Below are 16,490 nucleotides of genomic sequence, written 5' to 3'. Positions count from 1 at the left end.
GTGCATGTCGTACTCGCCGGCGGGGGGACCGCCGGCCACATCGAGCCCGCGCTCGCCCTCGCGGACGCCCTGCGCAGGCAGGACCCCAGCGTGGGGATCACGGCGCTGGGCACGGAGAAGGGTCTGGAGACCCGGCTCGTACCCGAGCGGGGTTACGAGTTGGCGCTCATCCCGGCCGTACCGCTGCCCCGCAAGCCCACCCCCGAGCTGATCACCGTCCCCGGGCGGCTGCGCGGCACGATCAAGGCCGCCGAGCAGGTCCTGGAGCGCACCAAGGCGGACTGCGTGGTCGGCTTCGGCGGCTACGTGGCCCTGCCCGGCTATCTCGCGGCCAAGCGGCTCGGGGTGCCGATCGTGGTCCACGAGGCGAACGCCCGGCCCGGACTGGCCAACAAGATCGGTTCGCGGTACGCGGCCGGGGTCGCCGTCGCCACCCCGGACAGCAAGCTCCGCAACGCGCGCTACATCGGCATCCCGCTGCGCTACACGATCGCGACCCTCGACCGGGCGCGGGTGCGGCCCGAGGCGCGCGCCGCCTTCGGCCTCGACCCCAACCTGCCGACGCTGCTGGTCTCCGGCGGCTCGCAGGGCGCCCGGCGGCTCAACGAGGTCGTCCAGCAGATCGCCCCGGTGCTCCAGCGCTCCGGCATCCAGATCCTGCACGCGGTCGGCCCGAAGAACGAGATGCCGCGCGTCGACAACATGCCCGGTATGCCGCCGTACGTACCGGTACCGTACGTGGACCGGATGGATCTGGCGTACGCCGCGGCCGACATGATGCTCTGCCGCGCGGGCGCCATGACCGTCGCCGAGCTCTCGGCCGTCGGGCTGCCCGCCGCGTACGTGCCGCTGCCCATCGGCAACGGCGAACAGCGGCTCAACGCCCAGCCCGTGGTCAAGGCCGGCGGTGGACTCCTCGTCGACGACGCGGAGCTGACGCCGCAGTGGGTGCAGGGCAACGTCCTGCCCGTACTGGCCGATCCGCACCGGTTGTACGAGATGTCCCGGGCCGCGGCCGAGTTCGGCCGCCGGGACGCCGACGACCTGCTCGTCGGCATGGTGTACGAGGCGATCGCCGCCCGCCGACAGGCGTAGCGCGGCGGCGAGAGGCAGGAGCGCCAGGTGGCAGCCGGACCGACGACCGCGGAGAAGAGCGGTACCAGCAAGTCGAAGGGGTCGTCGGGCCGGTCCTCCGGTGCCGGGAAACGGAATCCTCGATTCCGGGTGCCGGCGCCCCGGCTCCTCCTCGCCGCCCTCGCCCTGCTCGCGCTCGTGGCCGGAGTCCTCTGGGCGCTCTACGGGTCGAGCTGGTTCCGTGTGGAACGTGTGAAGACTTCCGGCGCCCGGGTCCTGACCGCCGCCGAGATCGAGGCGACCGCGGCGGTCCCCCTGGGGGCCCCGCTCGTCACGGTCGACACCGAGGCCATCGAGGCCCGGCTCCGCGGGGCCTACCCCCGGATCGAGTCGATCGACGTCGTGCGGTCCTGGCCGCACGGAATCGGGCTGAAAGTGACAGAGCGGCAGCCCGTCCTGCTCGTCGAAAAGAGCGGAAAGTTCATCGAAGTGGACGCGACCGGAATGCGGTTCGCCACGGTCGACACCGCCCCGCGCGGGGTGCCCCGCCTGGTCCTGGACAGCGCCGCCTCGCCGAGCCTGCGCCGCTTCGGCGCCGACCGGCTCCTGCGCGAGGCGGTCCGCGTCCGGGGTGAACTCCCGGCCGAAATCGCCCGGGACACTCGTGTCGTGCGCGTCACCTCGTACGACTCCGTCACTCTGGAACTGACCAAGGGGCGCACCGTTTTCTGGGGCAGTGCCGAGCACGGCCCCGTGAAAGCCCGGGTCCTGAACGCTCTCATGAAGGCGACGCCCAAAGCGGGGCACTTCGACGTAAGTGCTCCCACGGCGCCCGCCTCGTCCGGGAGTTGACGGGCATCACCGCTGGCCAGCACCCTGGTTGGCCAGCGCTACGGGTGATCACATAGGGTGAAAAGAAAAACGGGAGGTTCGGCGTGTTCGTTGAACGTGCGCCACTTGTCGACTTAGTGTCCTGTTCGGAAGAGTCCAGCGAACAGAGACACTGGTAACCCTAAACTTCAACGTTAGGGTTCGGGTCGGCGTTTCGGACCGTCCCAATCGGCATCCGTCGGCGCCTCGCGAGCAACGCGCGGCGACGACACGTAACTCGAGGCGAGAGGCCTTCGACGTGGCAGCACCGCAGAACTACCTCGCAGTCATCAAGGTCATCGGTGTCGGCGGCGGTGGTGTCAATGCCATCAACCGAATGATCGAGGTCGGCCTCAAGGGCGTCGAGTTCATCGCGATCAACACCGACGCGCAAGCGCTGTTGATGAGCGACGCCGACGTCAAGCTCGACGTCGGCCGTGAACTCACCCGCGGCCTGGGTGCCGGGGCCAACCCGGCCGTCGGTCGCAAGGCGGCAGAGGACCACCGTGAGGAGATCGAGGAGGTCCTCAAGGGGGCCGACATGGTCTTCGTCACCGCCGGCGAAGGCGGCGGCACCGGCACCGGCGGCGCACCCGTCGTCGCCAACATCGCGCGCTCGCTCGGCGCCCTGACGATCGGTGTGGTCACCCGGCCGTTCACCTTCGAGGGCCGCCGTCGCGCCAACCAGGCGGAGGACGGCATCGCCGAGCTCCGCGAAGAGGTCGACACCCTCATCGTCATCCCGAACGACCGGCTGCTCTCGATCTCGGACCGCCAGGTCTCCGTGCTCGACGCGTTCAAGTCGGCCGACCAGGTGCTGCTGAGCGGTGTCCAGGGCATCACCGACCTCATCACCACCCCGGGTCTGATCAACCTCGACTTCGCCGACGTCAAGTCGGTCATGTCCGAGGCGGGTTCGGCGCTCATGGGCATCGGCTCCGCCCGCGGCGACGACCGCGCGGTGGCCGCCGCGGAGATGGCGATCTCCTCGCCGCTCCTGGAGGCATCCATCGACGGCGCCCGCGGCGTGCTGCTCTCCATCTCCGGCGGCAGCGACCTCGGTCTCTTCGAGATCAACGAGGCCGCGCAGCTGGTCAGCGAGGCCGCCCACCCCGAGGCCAACATCATCTTCGGCGCCGTCATCGACGACGCCCTGGGCGACGAGGTCCGCGTCACCGTCATCGCGGCCGGCTTCGACGGCGGCCAGCCGCCGGCCCGCCGCGACAACATCATCGGCTCGGTCTCGGCCAAGCGCGAGGAGCCGGCCCCGGCCCCCCGTCACGTCGAGCCCTCCCGCCCGCTCGGCGGTCTCGGCACCGTGGCCCCCCGCGAGGAGCCCGTCGCCGCCCCGGCCGAGCCCGCCCCGGCGGTCAACGAGGTCCCGCTGACGCCCGCTCAGCCGGTCGTCCCCCCGGCCCGTCCGTACGCGGACAGCCAGGCCGAGGAGCTGGACGTCCCGGACTTCCTGAAGTGATAGGACATCGCTTCGACGCGAACGGCGCGCACTTCGCCTTCACCGACCGGTGGGGCGGGGTGAGCGCCGTTCCGTACGAGGAGCTCAACCTCGGCGGAGCGGTGGGCGACGACCCCGAGGCGGTCCGGACCAACCGGGCGCGCGCCGCCGGAGCCCTCGGGCTCGACCCGGCGCGGGTGGTCTGGATGAACCAGGTGCACGGCGCCGACGTCGCCGAGGTCGACGGGCCGTGGGGCGCGACCGCGATCCCCTCGGTCGACGCCCTCGTCACCGCCCGGCCCGGACTCGGCCTCGCCGTCCTCACCGCGGACTGCGTGCCGGTGCTCCTGGCCGACCCGGCCGCCGGGGTCGCGGCCGCCGCCCACGCCGGACGTCCCGGGATGGTCGCGGGAGTCGTCCCGGCCGCGGTCGAGGCCATGATCGCGCTCGGCGCCGACCCCGCCCGCATCGTCGCCCGCACCGGTCCCGCCGTCTGCGGGCGCTGCTACGAGGTGCCGGAGGCCATGCGGGCCGAGGTCGCGGAGACCGAACCCGCCGCCTGGGCCGAGACGAGCTGGGGAACCCCGGCCGTCGACGTCACCGCCGGAGTCCACGCCCAGCTCGCCCGGCTCGGGGTGAAGGACGTGCAGGCCGACCCGGTCTGCACCCGGGAATCCGGCGACCACTTCTCGTACCGCCGCGACCGCACCACGGGGCGACTCGCGGGATATGTCTGGCTGGACGCCGTGTCCGCCCCGGGGGACGCCCCCGGATCCCCGGCAGGAATGAACCGATGACGGACCGCACCGCGGAACTGGCCGAGAACCTGGCCCGGGTGGAGGCGCGCATCGCCGCCGCCTGCGCCGCAGCCGGGCGCGCGCGGGAGGAGGTGACCCTCATCGTGGTCACCAAGACCTACCCCGCGAGCGACGTGAGGATCCTCCACGGGCTCGGCGTCCGCGACGTCGCCGAGAACCGTGACCAGGACGCCGCCCCGAAGGCCGCCGCCTGCGCCGACCTCGACCTGACCTGGCACTTCGTGGGCCAGTTGCAGACCAACAAAGTCCGTTCCGTGGTGGGTTATGCCGATGTGGTGCAGTCGGTCGACCGCCTGAAGCTCGTTTCCTCGCTCTCCGCGGCCGCGGAGAAGGAGGGGCGCGAGCTCGGCTGTCTGATCCAGGTCGCGCTCGACGCCGAGTCCGGCGCGCGGGGCGACCGCGGCGGCGTCGCACCGGACGGGATCGAGGAGTTGGCGGCGGCCGTCGACGCCGCCCCCGGACTGCGGCTCGGCGGGCTGATGACCGTCGCCCCGCTCGCCGGACCGTACGCGGGTCGGCAACGTGCCGCTTTCGACCGGCTCATGGATTTGTCGACTGCCCTGCGCGCGACCCGTCCGGCTGCGAACATGGTGTCAGCAGGGATGAGTGCGGACCTCGAGGACGCCGTCGCGGCCGGGGCGACACACGTACGCGTCGGTACGGCGGTACTCGGCGTCCGCCCCAAGCTCGGGTAACGTCGCGAAGCAAGTCGGACCACAGCAGAAAATATGGTCATTCCGCAGAACGGCGGGGTGTCCCGTGGATCGCCGGCACTTGGTGACGAGGCCGATCCACCACAGAGCGGAGGACTCAGAGAATGGCCGGCGCGATGCGCAAGATGGCGGTCTACCTCGGCCTCGTGGAGGACGATGGGTACGACGGCCGGGGCTTCGACCCCGACGACGACTTCGAACCCGAGCTGGAGCCGGAGCCCGAGCGCGACCGGCGTCACACCCCCCCGCGCCAGGTGGAGCGGGAGGAACCGGTGCGAGTGGTGCAGCCCCCGGCACAGCGGGAGCCGCTCGCCCATTCTGTCCCTGTACTCGCCGAAAGCGGACGTCCGGCCCGAATTGCCCCCGTGGCATCCATCACACCCGAACGTCCGAGCCTGGAGAAGAACGCACCGGTGATCATGCCCAAGGTCGTGTCCGAGCGGGAGCCCTACCGCATCACCACGCTGCACCCCCGGACGTACAACGAGGCCCGTACCATCGGGGAACACTTCCGTGAGGGCACCCCCGTGATCATGAACCTCACGGAGATGGACGACACGGACGCGAAGCGACTTGTCGACTTTGCCGCCGGACTCGTCTTCGGGCTCCATGGCAGCATTGAGCGAGTGACGCAGAAGGTGTTCCTGTTGTCGCCTGCTAACGTCGATGTCACGGCGGAGGACAAGGCCCGGATCGCAGAGGGCGGATTCTTCAACCAGAGCTGAGAACAACAGAACCGGACGGACCGGTCGCCTAGCGGCCGGCCAAGCGAGAGCACGTAAGCCAGGGGAGAGGGAAACGCGGGATGGGCGTCGCACTACAGGTGGTCTACATCGTGCTGATGTGCTTCCTCGTCCTCCTGATCGTCCGGCTGGTCATGGACTACGTCTTCCAGTTCGCCCGTTCATGGCAACCCGGTAAGGCGATGGTGGTCGTTCTCGAGGCCACCTACACTGTCACCGATCCACCGCTCAAGCTTCTGCGGCGACTCATCCCGCCGCTGCGTCTCGGGGGCGTGGCACTCGACCTGTCCTTCTTCGTTCTGATGATCATCGTCTACATCCTGATCTCCATCGTGAGCAGCTTCGCGAGGTGAGTGTGGACGATACGGTCTTGCCGACTGCCGACGACTACGTAGAGGTGAAGAAGAGATGCCGCTGACCCCCGAGGACGTGCGGAACAAGCAGTTCACGACCGTCCGCCTTCGAGAAGGCTATGACGAGGACGAGGTCGATGCCTTCCTCGACGAGGTCGAGGCCGAGCTGACCCGCCTGCTCCGCGAGAACGAGGACCTGCGCGCCAAGCTGGCCGCCGCGACGCGTGCCGCCGCGCAGAACCAGCAGCAGCAGGGCATGCGCAAGCCCCCGGAGCCGCAGGACCGTCCCGTCGGTCCCGGCGCCCCCGTGCCCGCGGCCATATCCGGACCGCCGGTCCAGCAGCAGCCGCCGCAGATGGGCCCGCCCCAGCTGCCGTCCGGCGCTCCCGCGCTTCCCGCCGGCCCCATGCAGGGCGGCCCGATGCAGGGCGGCCCCATGCAGGGCGGTCCGATGGGTCCCGGCCCGATGCAGGGCGGCCCGATGCAGGGCGGTCCGATGGGTCCCGGCCCGATGCAGGGCGGCCCCATGGGTCACCCGCAGCAGCAGATGCCGCCGCAGATGCAGCAGCAGCCGCAGCAGGGCCCCGGCGGCGACAGCGCCGCCCGTGTCCTCTCGCTGGCCCAGCAGACCGCCGACCAGGCGATCGCCGAGGCCCGCTCCGAGGCCAACAAGATCGTCGGCGAGGCGCGCTCCCGCGCCGAGGGCCTGGAGCGGGACGCCCGCGCCAAGGCCGACGCCCTGGAGCGGGACGCCCAGGAGAAGCACCGTGTCGCCATGGGCTCCCTGGAGTCCGCCCGCGCCACGCTAGAGCGCAAGGTCGAGGACCTGCGTGGCTTCGAGCGCGAGTACCGCACGCGTCTGAAGTCCTACCTGGAGTCCCAGCTGCGTCAGCTGGAGACCCAGGCCGACGACTCGCTCGCCCCGCCGCGGACCCCCGCGACGGCCTCCCTGCCGCCGGCCCCCTCCATGGCCTCGGCGGGCGCCGGTGCCCCGTCCTACGGCGGCAACGGCGGCATGGGCGGCGCGCCGTCCATGGGTGGTGCGCCCTCCTACGGCGGCCAGCAGCAGATGTCTCCGGCCATGACCCAGCCGATGGCTCCGGTCCGGCCGCAGGCTCCGCAGCCGATGCAGCAGGCGCCGGCGCCGATGCGTGGCTTCCTGATCGACGAGGACGACAACTGACGGCGGGTGGTCGCGCGGTGAGCGCGTAGCCGTCGGCAGGCTGCAAGGGCCGGACCCGGAACCCCGGGTCCGGCCCTTCGCCGTACCCCCGGCCCGTTGTGCCCCCATCGCCCCGGCGGAACGAATGCCCGCGACGAGGTGGGCCCGGCCCGTCGCGGGGGGTGGGGGACGGGGGGTACGCCGAAGGGCCCGGCCGGGGGTGGCCGGGCCCTTCGTGGTGGTCAGGACTTGTGGAGGTGGAAGGTCAGGGAGAGGGAGTCGTCGGTGAAGGCGGGACCGTAGGAGTCGTCCGCCGCCCCCTGGGCGAGATCCGTCGCGAGGACCTCGTCCGCGATGAGCGCCGCGTGCGCGCTCAGCGCCTCGGCGGTCTCGGCGGAGTCGGAGGTCCAGCGCAGTGCGATGCGGTCGGCGACGTCGAGGCCGCTGTTCTTGCGGGCCTCCTGGATGAGGCGGATCGCGTCGCGGGCGAGGCCCGCCTTGCGGAGTTCGGGGGTGATCTCCAGGTCGAGCGCGACGGTCGCGCCGGAGTCGGAGGCGACCGACCAGCCCTCGCGCGGGGTCTCCGTGATGATGACCTCCTCGGGGGAGAGGGTCACGGTCTCGCCGTCGACGTCCAGGCTCGCCTCGCCGGAGCGGAGGGCGAGGGAGAGCGCGGCCGCGTCCGCCGCGGCGACGGCCTTGGCGACGTCCTGGACGCCCTTGCCGAACCGCTTGCCGAGGGCCCGGAAGTTGGCCTTCGCGGTGGTGTCGACGAGGGAGCCGCCGACCTCGGAGAGGGAGGCGAGGGAGGAGACGTTGAGCTCCTCCGTGATCTGGGCGCGGAGCTCGTCGGAGAGCGCGGTGAAGCCGGTGGCCGCCACCAGCGCGCGGGAGAGCGGCTGGCGGGTCTTGACGCCCGACTCGGCGCGCGTGGCCCGGCCGAGCTCGACGAGGCGGCGGACGAGGAGCATCTGCTCGGAGAGCGCCGGGTCGATCAGGCCGGTGTCCGCCTCGGGCCAGGTGGCGAGGTGGACGGACTCGGGGGCGTCGGCGGTCACGGGGACCACGAGGTCCTGCCAGACCCGCTCGGTGATGAACGGGGTCAGCGGGGCCATGAGGCGGGTGACCGTCTCGATGACGTCGTGGAGGGTGCGGAGCGCGGCCGCGTCGCCCTGCCAGAAGCGGCGGCGGGAGCGGCGCACGTACCAGTTGGAGAGGTCGTCGACGAAGGCGGAGAGGAGCTTGCCGGTCCGCTGGGTGTCGTACGACTCCATCGCCTCGGTGGCCTCGGTCACCAGGGTGTGGAGCTCGGAGAGGAGCCAGCGGTCGAGGACGGAGCGGTCGGCCGGGGCCGGGTCCGCGGCGCTCGGCGCCCAGCCGGAGGTGCGGGCGTAGAGCGCCTGGAAGGCGACCGTGTTCCAGTACGTCAGGAGGGTCTTGCGGACGACCTCCTGGATGGTGCCGTGGCCGACCCGGCGGGCCGCCCAGGGCGAGCCGCCGGCCGCCATGAACCAGCGGACCGCGTCGGCGCCGTGCTGGTCCATCAGGGGGATCGGCTGGAGGATGTTGCCCAGGTGCTTGGACATCTTGCGGCCGTCCTCGGCGAGGATGTGGCCGAGGCAGACCACGTTCTCGTAGGAGGACTTGTCGAAGACGAGGGTGCCGACGGCCATCAGCGTGTAGAACCAGCCGCGGGTCTGGTCGATCGCCTCGGAGATGAACTGCGCCGGGTAGCGGCTCTCGAACAGCTCCTTGTTCTCGTACGGGTAGCCGTACTGCGCGAACGGCATCGAGCCCGAGTCGTACCAGGCGTCGATGACCTCGGGCACGCGGGTGGCCTCCAGCGCGCAGCCCTCGGCCGGGCAGGGGAAGGTGACCGCGTCGATGTAGGGGCGGTGCGGGTCGAGCTCGGACTGGTCGGTGCCGGTCAGCTCGGTCAGCTCGGCGCGGGAGCCGACGCAGGTGAGGTGGTCGTCCTCGCAGCGCCAGATGGGCAGCGGGGTGCCCCAGTAGCGGTTGCGGGAGAGCGCCCAGTCGACGTTGTTGGTGAGCCAGTCGCCGAAGCGGCCGTGCTTGACGGAGTCCGGGAACCAGTTGGTCCGCTCGTTCTCCTGGAGCATGCGGTCCTTGACCGCGGTGGTGCGGATGTACCAGGACGGCTGCGCGTAGTAGAGCAGCGCCGTGTGGCAGCGCCAGCAGTGCGGGTAGCTGTGCTCGTAGGCGATGTGCTTGAAGAGCAGGCCGCGCGCGTCGAGGTCGGCGGTGAGGGCCTCGTCGGCCTTCTTGAAGAAGACGCCGCCGACCAGCGGGACGTCCTCCTCGAAGGTGCCGTCGGGCCGGACCGGGTTCACGACCGGCAGGCCGTACGCCTTGCAGACCTTGAGGTCGTCCTCGCCGAAGGCGGGGGACTGGTGGACCAGACCCGTGCCGTCCTCGGTGGTGACGTACTCGGCGTTGACGACGTAGTGCGCCTCGTCCGGGAAGGCGACGAGCTCGAAGGGGCGCTGGTAGGTCCAGCGCTCCATCTCGGCGCCGGTGAAGGATTCGCCGGTGGTGACCCAGCCCTCGCCGAGGGCCTTCTCGACCAGCGGCTGGGCGACGACGACCCGCTCGTCGCCGTCGGTGGCGACGACGTAGGTGACCTCGGGGTGGGCGGCGACGGCCGTGTTGGACACCAGGGTCCACGGGGTCGTCGTCCAGACGAGGAGCGCGGCCTTGCCGGCCAGCGGGCCGGAGGTCAGCGGGAAGCGGACGTAGACGGAGGGGTCGACGACCGTCTCGTAGCCCTGGGCCAGCTCGTGGTCGGAGAGGCCGGTGCCGCAGCGGGGGCACCAGGGGGCGACGCGGTGGTCCTGGACGAGCAGGTCCTTGTCGAAGATCTGCTTGAGGGACCACCAGACCGACTCGATGTACGAGGGGTCCATGGTCCGGTACGCGTCGTCGAGGTCGACCCAGTAGCCCATCCGGGTGGTGAGCTCGGCGAAGGCGTCGGTGTGCCGGGTCACGGACTCGCGGCACTTGTCGTTGAACTCGGCGATGCCGTACGCCTCGATGTCCTTCTTGCCGGAGAAGCCGAGCTCCTTCTCGACGGCGAGCTCGACCGGCAGGCCGTGGCAGTCCCAGCCGGCCTTGCGGGCGACGTGGTAGCCGCGCATGGTGCGGAAGCGGGGGAAGACGTCCTTGAAGACGCGGGCCTCGATGTGGTGGGCGCCGGGCATGCCGTTGGCGGTGGGCGGGCCCTCGTAGAAGACCCACTCGGGGCGTCCTGCGGACTGCTCCAGGGTCTTGGCGAAGACCTTGTTGTCCTCCCAGAAGCCGAGCACGTCGTGCTCGAGGGCGGGCAGGTCGACCTGGGCGGGCACCTGGCGGTACTGCGGCGGTGTCATCGAGTTCCTCCGGCGGAAAGTCGTCGTTCCGTCGGAGGGACGAGAGCCCGGCTCCCGCGGTACCACCCTCCTTGGCCCGGGGCGCGCACGCCCTGAGCCCCCTCATTGGGGTCGCGACGCCGGGTCTAGTCACCGCCTTGTCCAGCGGCTTTCTTCCGACGGCTCCGGGGTGATGCTTCACATCGGGCTCGCCCCCGGGCTCTCACCGTCCCCGGGTCGCTCATGGCTGCGTACGACGCTACTCGTCCCCATCCAAGCCTTTCGCTGTGGCCAGTGTACGGGGCCCGGGGCGGGGCGGCGGACCCGTTTTCGCGTGACCCGAATGGCCACACGGGGCGCGCCGGAGTTCGGGTGCGGCCATGTGGGGGAGGGCCGGGGCGGATAACCCGCCGGGGAGCTGGGCACAACGGAGGCAGGCCCGCCCCGCGGGGAGCGGGGGCGGGTGGGAACGGCGGCGTGCCCCGTTGCCGCGGGCCTTGGGCCGATTTATCGTCCCAGCACGATTCGCGAGCAAGATCACAAAATGTGAAGGGGCCGCGACATGGTGGCGAAGAAGACCGCCGCGAAGAAGGCCACGGCCGCCGGTTCCGCCGGCGCGGCCGAGGTCGCCAAGGACGTGACTGGCAAGAAGTCGGCGGTCGCGACGGAGACGGCTGCCGGGAAGACCGCCACCGAGAAGGCGGCCACCAGGAAGACGGTCACGGGCGAGAAGGCGGCCGTCGACGGGCCGGACGCGGCGGCCCCCGCCGGCGGGACCGTCGCCCCGGCCGACGGGGCCCCGGCCGGGACGACGCCGGCCAGGAAGGCCGGGGCGAGGAAGGCGGCCGCCAGGAAGGCGCCCGCCGCCAAGAAGCAGACAGGAGCCAGGACGGTGGCAGCGAAGAAGACCGCGGGTGGCGTCACGACCGCCGACGGCGAGGCCGCGGTGCCCACGGCCCGCACCGGTGAGCTCGCGGTGCGTCCGGGCGAGGACCCCTGGACGCCGGAGGAGGTCGACGAGGCCCGCAGCTCGCTCCAGGCGGAGGTGCTGCGGCTGCGCAGCGAGCTCGTCCACTCCCAGGAGGAGCTCACCGGGCTGATGCGGGACTCGGGCGACGGCGCCGGGGACGACCAGGCCGACACCGGCACCAAGAACATCACCCGGGAGCACGAGCTCGCCCTGGCGGCGAACGCGCGGGAGATGCTGGAGCAGACGGAGCACGCCCTGGAGCGGCTCGACGCGGGCACGTACGGCCTCTGCGAGGTGTGCGGCAAGCCCATCGGCAAGGCGCGGATGCAGGCCTTCCCGCGGGCCACGCTCTGCGTCGAGGACAAGCAGCGACAGGAGCGGCGCGGCTGACGATCTCGGCTGACGGTCTCGTACGCCTGTGCCGTACCCTCGGTGCACGGTCAGGCATCGAGGTCGAGGGACTCACTCACGTGGCAGAGGCGGAGCGCATCATCGGTACGCCGGATTCAGCAGGGGCCGACGACACGGCGGCCTCCGACGAGGCGGCGGCCCCCGACGCGGCCGCCTCCGAGGGGACGGCCGCGCCCGATCGCCCCCGGGGCAGGCGGCGGATCGTCGCGCTGTTCGTGGTGGCCGTGCTGGCCTACCTCCTGGACCTCGGCAGCAAGATGCTGGTGGTCGCCAAGCTGGAGGGGCACGAGCCGATCGACCTGATCGGGGACCTGCTGCGGCTCGACGCCATCCGGAACCCCGGCGCCGCCTTCGGCATGGGCGAGGCCTTCACCATCATCTTCACCTGCATCGCGGTCGCGGTGATCGTCGTGATCATCCGGCTGGCGCGCAAGCTCTACAGCCTGCCGTGGGCGATCGCGCTGGGCCTGCTCCTCGGCGGGGCGCTCGGCAACCTCACGGACCGCATCTTCCGCTCGCCGGGCGTCTTCGAGGGCGCGGTGGTCGACTTCATCGCCCCCGCGCACTTCGCCGTCTTCAACCTTGCGGACTCCGCGATCGTCTGCGGCGGCATCCTGATCGTCCTGCTGTCGTTCCGGGGCCTCGACCCCGACGGCACCGTCCACAAGGACTGAGCCCGCACCGTGCGGACGACGGGGTGCCGTCCGCACAAGGCATACTCGACGGGTGAGTACGAGTCCCGAGATCCGCACGCTGCCCGTTCCCGATGGCCTGGAGGGCGAGCGCGTCGACGCCGCCATCGCCCGTATGTTCGGGTTCTCCCGCACGAAGGCGGCCGAACTGGCCGCCGCAGGGAAGGTCCAGGTCGACGGCTCCGTCGTCGGCAAGTCCGAGCGGGTCAGCGGTGGCGCGTGGCTCGAGGTCGAGCTGCCCGGCGCGGCCGCGCCCGTGCAGATCGTCGCGGAGCCCGTCGAGGGCATGGAGATCGTCCACGACGACGACGACATCGTCGTGATCATGAAGCCGGTCGGCGTCGCCGCGCACCCGAGCCCCGGCTGGACCGGCACCACGGTCATCGGCGGCCTCGCCGCCGCCGGGTACCGCATCTCCACCTCCGGCGCCGCGGAGCGCCAGGGCGTCGTGCACCGCCTGGACGTCGGGACCTCCGGTCTGATGGTGGTCGCGAAGTCGGAGTACGCGTACACCTCGCTCAAGCGCCAGTTCAAGGAGCGCACGGTCGACAAGCGCTACAACGCGCTCGTCCAGGGCCACCCCGACCCGATGAGCGGCACCATCGACGCCCCGATCGGCCGGCACCCGAACCACGACTACAAGTGGGCCGTCACCGCCGACGGCAAGGCGTCCGTGACGCACTACGACCTCATCGAGGCGTACCGCTCGGCGTCGCTGCTCGACATCAAGCTGGAGACGGGCCGCACCCACCAGATCCGGGTGCACATGTCCGCCCACCGCCACCCCTGCGTCGGCGACCTGACCTACGGCGCCGACCCGACGCTCGCGAAGCGGCTCGGGCTGACCCGGCAGTGGCTGCACGCCGTCCGGCTCGGCTTCGAGCACCCCGGCGACGGCTCCTGGGTCGAGTTCTCCAGCACCTACCCCGAGGACCTCCAGCGGGCGCTGGACCGGATCGCGGCGGAGAGCCGGTGACCGCGGCGTACGCGGTCCGCGAGGCGGCGGAGCCGGCCGACCGGGAGGCGTGCTTCGCGGTCCGCCGCGAGGTCTTCGTCGAGGAGCAGGGCGTCCCCCAGGAGCTGGAGTACGACCGCCACGACGCGACCGCGGTGCACGTGCTCGCGGTGCGCGGGGACGGGGTGCCGCTGGGCACCGGACGCCTGCTGTTCGGGGCGGACGCCGCCGGGAGGACCGGCGGGGACGCCTCGGTCGGCTCGCTCGGCCGGCTCGCGGTCGCCAAGGCGGCCCGCGGCCTCGGGGTCGGCGCGGCGCTCGTCCGCGCGGTCGAGGAGGCCGCCAGGCTCCGCGGGCTGACCGCCGTCGACCTGCACGCGCAGACCCACGCGCTGGGTTTCTACGAGCGGCTCGGCTACGAGGCGTACGGCCCCGAGTTCCCCGACGCGGGCATGCCGCACCGGGCCATGCGCCGGGCCCTCTAGGGCCTGTCGGGGAGCCGGCGCCGCGGAGCGGCGTCGGCGCACAGAGGGGGCAAGCGCCGCCAAAACGGGCGTACGTGGCAGGGTGGGCCCGTGGATCAATTGGCCCTGTTGTTCTTGCTGCTGCTCGGTGCCCTGCTGACGGTCCCCCTGGGCGACCGCCTCGGTCTGCCCGCGCCCGTCCTGATGACGCTCATCGGGATCGTGCTGGCGTTCCTGCCCTTCGTGCCGAGCGTCGACATCCCGCCGGAGTTCATCCTCCCGCTGGTGCTGCCGCCGCTGCTGTACGCCTCCGTGCAGCGGACCTCCTGGCGGCAGTTCACGGCGAACCTGCGGCCCATCTTCCTGCTCGCCGTCGCCCTGGTCTTCGTCACGACCGCGGCCGTCGGCGCGGTCGCCCACGCCCTCGTGCCCGGCCTGCCGCTGGCCGCGGCGATCGCGCTCGGCGCCCTCGTCGCCCCGCCCGACCCGGTCGCCGCGACCGCCGTGGCCGGCTCGCTCGGGCTGCCCCGCCGGCTGGTGTCGATCCTGGAGGGCGAGGGACTCTTCAACGACGTCACCGCCATCGTGCTCTACCACGTGGCCATCGCCGCCGCCGTCAGCGGCTCCTTCTCCTGGCCGGAGGCCCTCGCCGAGTTCGTGCTGTCCGCCGTGGTCGCCGTGGTCATCGGCGTGGGCCTCGGCTGGCTCTGCAACAAGCTGATCGGCGTCCTCGGCGACGTGACGCTGCAGACCGGGCTCACCCTCCTCGTCCCCTTCGTCAGCTACGTCCTCGCCGAGGAGCTGCACGGCTCGGGCGTGCTCGCCGTGCTGCTCACCGCGCTCTTCCTGGCCGAGCACGCCGCCGACGCCGACGACGTGATGGGCCGGCTCGCCGGCCAGACCTTCTGGCAGATCGTCGACACCCTCGTCACCGGCATCGCCTTCGGACTCATCGGCCTGGAGCTCACCCATGTCTTCGGGGTGGCCGAGGGGCGCGGCTGGCGGATGCTCGACTGGGGCGCCGCCGTGGTCGGCGTGGTCGTCGGCGTCCGGCTGCTGTGGCTGTTGCCGGCGACGTGGCTGGCGAAGCGGCTGCACACCCGGCGGGACGTCGACGAGGAGATCCCGATGAGCTGGCGGGAGACCGTCGTCATGTGGTGGGCGGGGATGCGCGGCGTGGCGTCGGTGGCGCTCGCCCTCGCCATCCCGCTCCGCACCGATGACGGCGCGCCCTTCCCGGCCCGCGACGAGATCGTCTTCATCGCCTTCTGCGTGATCCTCACCACCCTCGTCTTCCAGGGGCTGACGCTGCCCGCGCTGGTGAAGCGGCTGGGGGTGCGGGCGGACGCGGACGCGGAACGGGCCCTCGAACGCGACCTCGCGATCCGCGCCGCGAAGGCCGCGAAGCGCCGCCTCAAGGAGATCGAGGAGGTCGAGGAGCTGCCCGAGGAGGTCCAGGAGCGGCTGCTGCGCGGCGCGTACGACATCGGGGCGAGGATCAGCCCGGACATGGTCGACGAGGAGCGGCGGGCGGCCTACGCGGCCCGGGCGGAGCGGTTCAGGGCGGTGCAGCGGATCCAGCGGGAGCTGATGTCGGCGGCCCGCCACGAGATCCTCTCGGCGCGCAGCGAGCCGGGCGCCGATCCGGAGGTGGTGGACCGGGTGCTCCGCCACCTGGACGTGCGCAGCATGCGCTGACCTGCCGGGCCCGCGGCGGGGTGCGGCCGGCTCCGGCGCAGGGTGGCAGGATGGCGCGCATGGACATCATGCTTTTCCACTCGGTCCACGGGCCGCGCCCGGCCGTCGAGGCCGCGGCCGAACGGCTGCGGGCCGCCGGGCACCGGGTGTGGGTGCCGGACCTCTTCGACGGCTGGACCACCGAGTCGGTGGAGGAGGGCATGGCGAAGCGGGACGAGATCGGCAAGGACGAGCTGCTGAAGCGCGCGATCCTGGCCGCAGCCCCCTACTCGGAGCGTGGTCTGGTCTACGCGGGCTTCTCGTTCGGCGCCTCGGTCGCCCAGACCCTGGCCCTCGGCGACGAGAAGGCGCGCGGTCTGCTGCTGCTCCACGGCACCTCGGACCTCGCGCCGAACGTGTCGGTGGACGAGCTGCCCGTACAGCTGCACGTGGCGGAGCCCGACCCGTTCGAGACGGACGACTGGCTGTCCTCGTGGTACCTGCAGATGCGCAGGGCCGGGGCGGACGTGGAGGTCTACCGCTACCGGGGCGCGGGGCACCTGTACACGGACCCGGACCTGCCCGACTGGGACGAGGAGGCGGCCGAGCGCACCTGGTCGGTGGCGCTGGCCTTCCTGGAGAGCCTGTAGGGCGCGGACGGCGAAGGGGTGTGGGGGGGGGGGGGGGGGGGGGGGGGGGGGGAAGACGGGGGGGTGGGGGGGGGGGGGGGGGGGGGGGGTTTTTGGGGGGGGGTCTTTCTGTGTACAGAG

At 72.0% G+C, this 16,490-nt stretch carries 15 protein-coding genes; 14 read left to right on the top strand and 1 reads right to left on the bottom strand.

Going from position 1 to position 16,490, the window contains the following annotated elements:
* The 8 genes from murG to ACZ60W_RS32125 all read left to right on the top strand — a co-directional run bounded on the left by murG (nt 1) and on the right by ACZ60W_RS32125 (nt 7,207).
* Nucleotides 1-1,095, top strand: coding sequence for an undecaprenyldiphospho-muramoylpentapeptide beta-N-acetylglucosaminyltransferase (gene murG, locus ACZ60W_RS32160; RefSeq protein WP_329856714.1), 1,095 nt, complete (start codon nt 1-3; stop codon nt 1,093-1,095).
* Between the two features lie 27 nt (nt 1,096-1,122).
* Nucleotides 1,123-1,926 (top strand): cell division protein FtsQ/DivIB, encoded by an 804-nt coding sequence (locus tag ACZ60W_RS32155; protein ID WP_469758927.1) that lies wholly within the window; start codon nt 1,123-1,125, stop codon nt 1,924-1,926.
* A 277-nt stretch (nt 1,927-2,203) separates the two neighbouring features.
* Nucleotides 2,204-3,418, top strand: coding sequence for a cell division protein FtsZ (ftsZ, locus tag ACZ60W_RS32150; RefSeq protein WP_469758926.1), 1,215 nt, complete (start codon nt 2,204-2,206; stop codon nt 3,416-3,418).
* Complete coding sequence (gene pgeF, locus ACZ60W_RS32145) at nt 3,415-4,194, top strand: peptidoglycan editing factor PgeF (RefSeq protein ID WP_469758925.1); 780 nt, start codon at nt 3,415-3,417, stop codon at nt 4,192-4,194. The genes ftsZ and pgeF overlap by 4 nt, the downstream gene beginning before the upstream one ends.
* Complete coding sequence (locus ACZ60W_RS32140; RefSeq protein WP_469758924.1) at nt 4,191-4,910, top strand: YggS family pyridoxal phosphate-dependent enzyme; 720 nt, start codon at nt 4,191-4,193, stop codon at nt 4,908-4,910. The genes pgeF and ACZ60W_RS32140 overlap by 4 nt, the downstream gene beginning before the upstream one ends.
* 122 nt (nt 4,911-5,032) lie before the next feature.
* Nucleotides 5,033-5,653 (top strand): cell division protein SepF, encoded by a 621-nt coding sequence (locus tag ACZ60W_RS32135; RefSeq protein ID WP_469758923.1) that lies wholly within the window; start codon nt 5,033-5,035, stop codon nt 5,651-5,653.
* Nucleotides 5,654-5,733: 80 nt separating this feature from the next.
* Nucleotides 5,734-6,024 (top strand): YggT family protein, encoded by a 291-nt coding sequence (locus tag ACZ60W_RS32130; protein WP_017238790.1) that lies wholly within the window; start codon nt 5,734-5,736, stop codon nt 6,022-6,024.
* 55 nt (nt 6,025-6,079) lie between these two features.
* Entirely contained in the window at nt 6,080-7,207 is a 1,128-nt protein-coding gene (locus tag ACZ60W_RS32125; protein ID WP_469758922.1) for a DivIVA domain-containing protein, read from the top strand.
* Nucleotides 7,208-7,428: 221 nt separating this feature from the next.
* Here the strand turns inward: ACZ60W_RS32125 and ileS are convergent, their stop codons facing one another.
* Complete coding sequence (gene ileS, locus ACZ60W_RS32120; RefSeq protein WP_469758921.1) at nt 7,429-10,572, bottom strand: isoleucine--tRNA ligase; 3,144 nt, start codon at nt 10,570-10,572, stop codon at nt 7,429-7,431.
* 541 nt (nt 10,573-11,113) lie between these two features.
* Here ileS and ACZ60W_RS32115 point away from each other — a divergent pair.
* From ACZ60W_RS32115 to ACZ60W_RS32090, 6 genes are all read left to right on the top strand, one after another.
* Nucleotides 11,114-11,911: a TraR/DksA family transcriptional regulator gene (locus tag ACZ60W_RS32115; RefSeq protein WP_469758920.1), complete on the top strand. Its 798-nt coding sequence runs from the start codon at nt 11,114-11,116 to the stop codon at nt 11,909-11,911.
* Nucleotides 11,912-11,991: 80 nt separating this feature from the next.
* Complete coding sequence (gene lspA / locus ACZ60W_RS32110; protein ID WP_469758919.1) at nt 11,992-12,606, top strand: signal peptidase II; 615 nt, start codon at nt 11,992-11,994, stop codon at nt 12,604-12,606.
* A 52-nt stretch (nt 12,607-12,658) separates the two neighbouring features.
* Nucleotides 12,659-13,600: an RluA family pseudouridine synthase gene (locus tag ACZ60W_RS32105; RefSeq protein WP_469758918.1), complete on the top strand. Its 942-nt coding sequence runs from the start codon at nt 12,659-12,661 to the stop codon at nt 13,598-13,600.
* Complete coding sequence (locus tag ACZ60W_RS32100; RefSeq protein ID WP_469758917.1) at nt 13,597-14,064, top strand: GNAT family N-acetyltransferase; 468 nt, start codon at nt 13,597-13,599, stop codon at nt 14,062-14,064. The genes ACZ60W_RS32105 and ACZ60W_RS32100 overlap by 4 nt, the downstream gene beginning before the upstream one ends.
* Nucleotides 14,065-14,154: 90 nt before the next feature.
* Nucleotides 14,155-15,741: a Na+/H+ antiporter gene (locus ACZ60W_RS32095; protein WP_469758916.1), complete on the top strand. Its 1,587-nt coding sequence runs from the start codon at nt 14,155-14,157 to the stop codon at nt 15,739-15,741.
* Nucleotides 15,742-15,800: 59 nt separating this feature from the next.
* Nucleotides 15,801-16,370 carry a dienelactone hydrolase family protein gene (locus ACZ60W_RS32090; protein ID WP_469758915.1) on the top strand — a complete coding sequence of 190 codons (570 nt, stop codon included), beginning with the start codon at nt 15,801-15,803 and terminating at the stop codon, nt 16,368-16,370.
* Nucleotides 16,371-16,490: the final 120 nt, after the last annotated feature.

Source organism: Streptomyces sp. NPDC104202, assembly GCF_055584185.1.
This window is presented reverse-complemented; position numbering and strand designations above follow the sequence as displayed.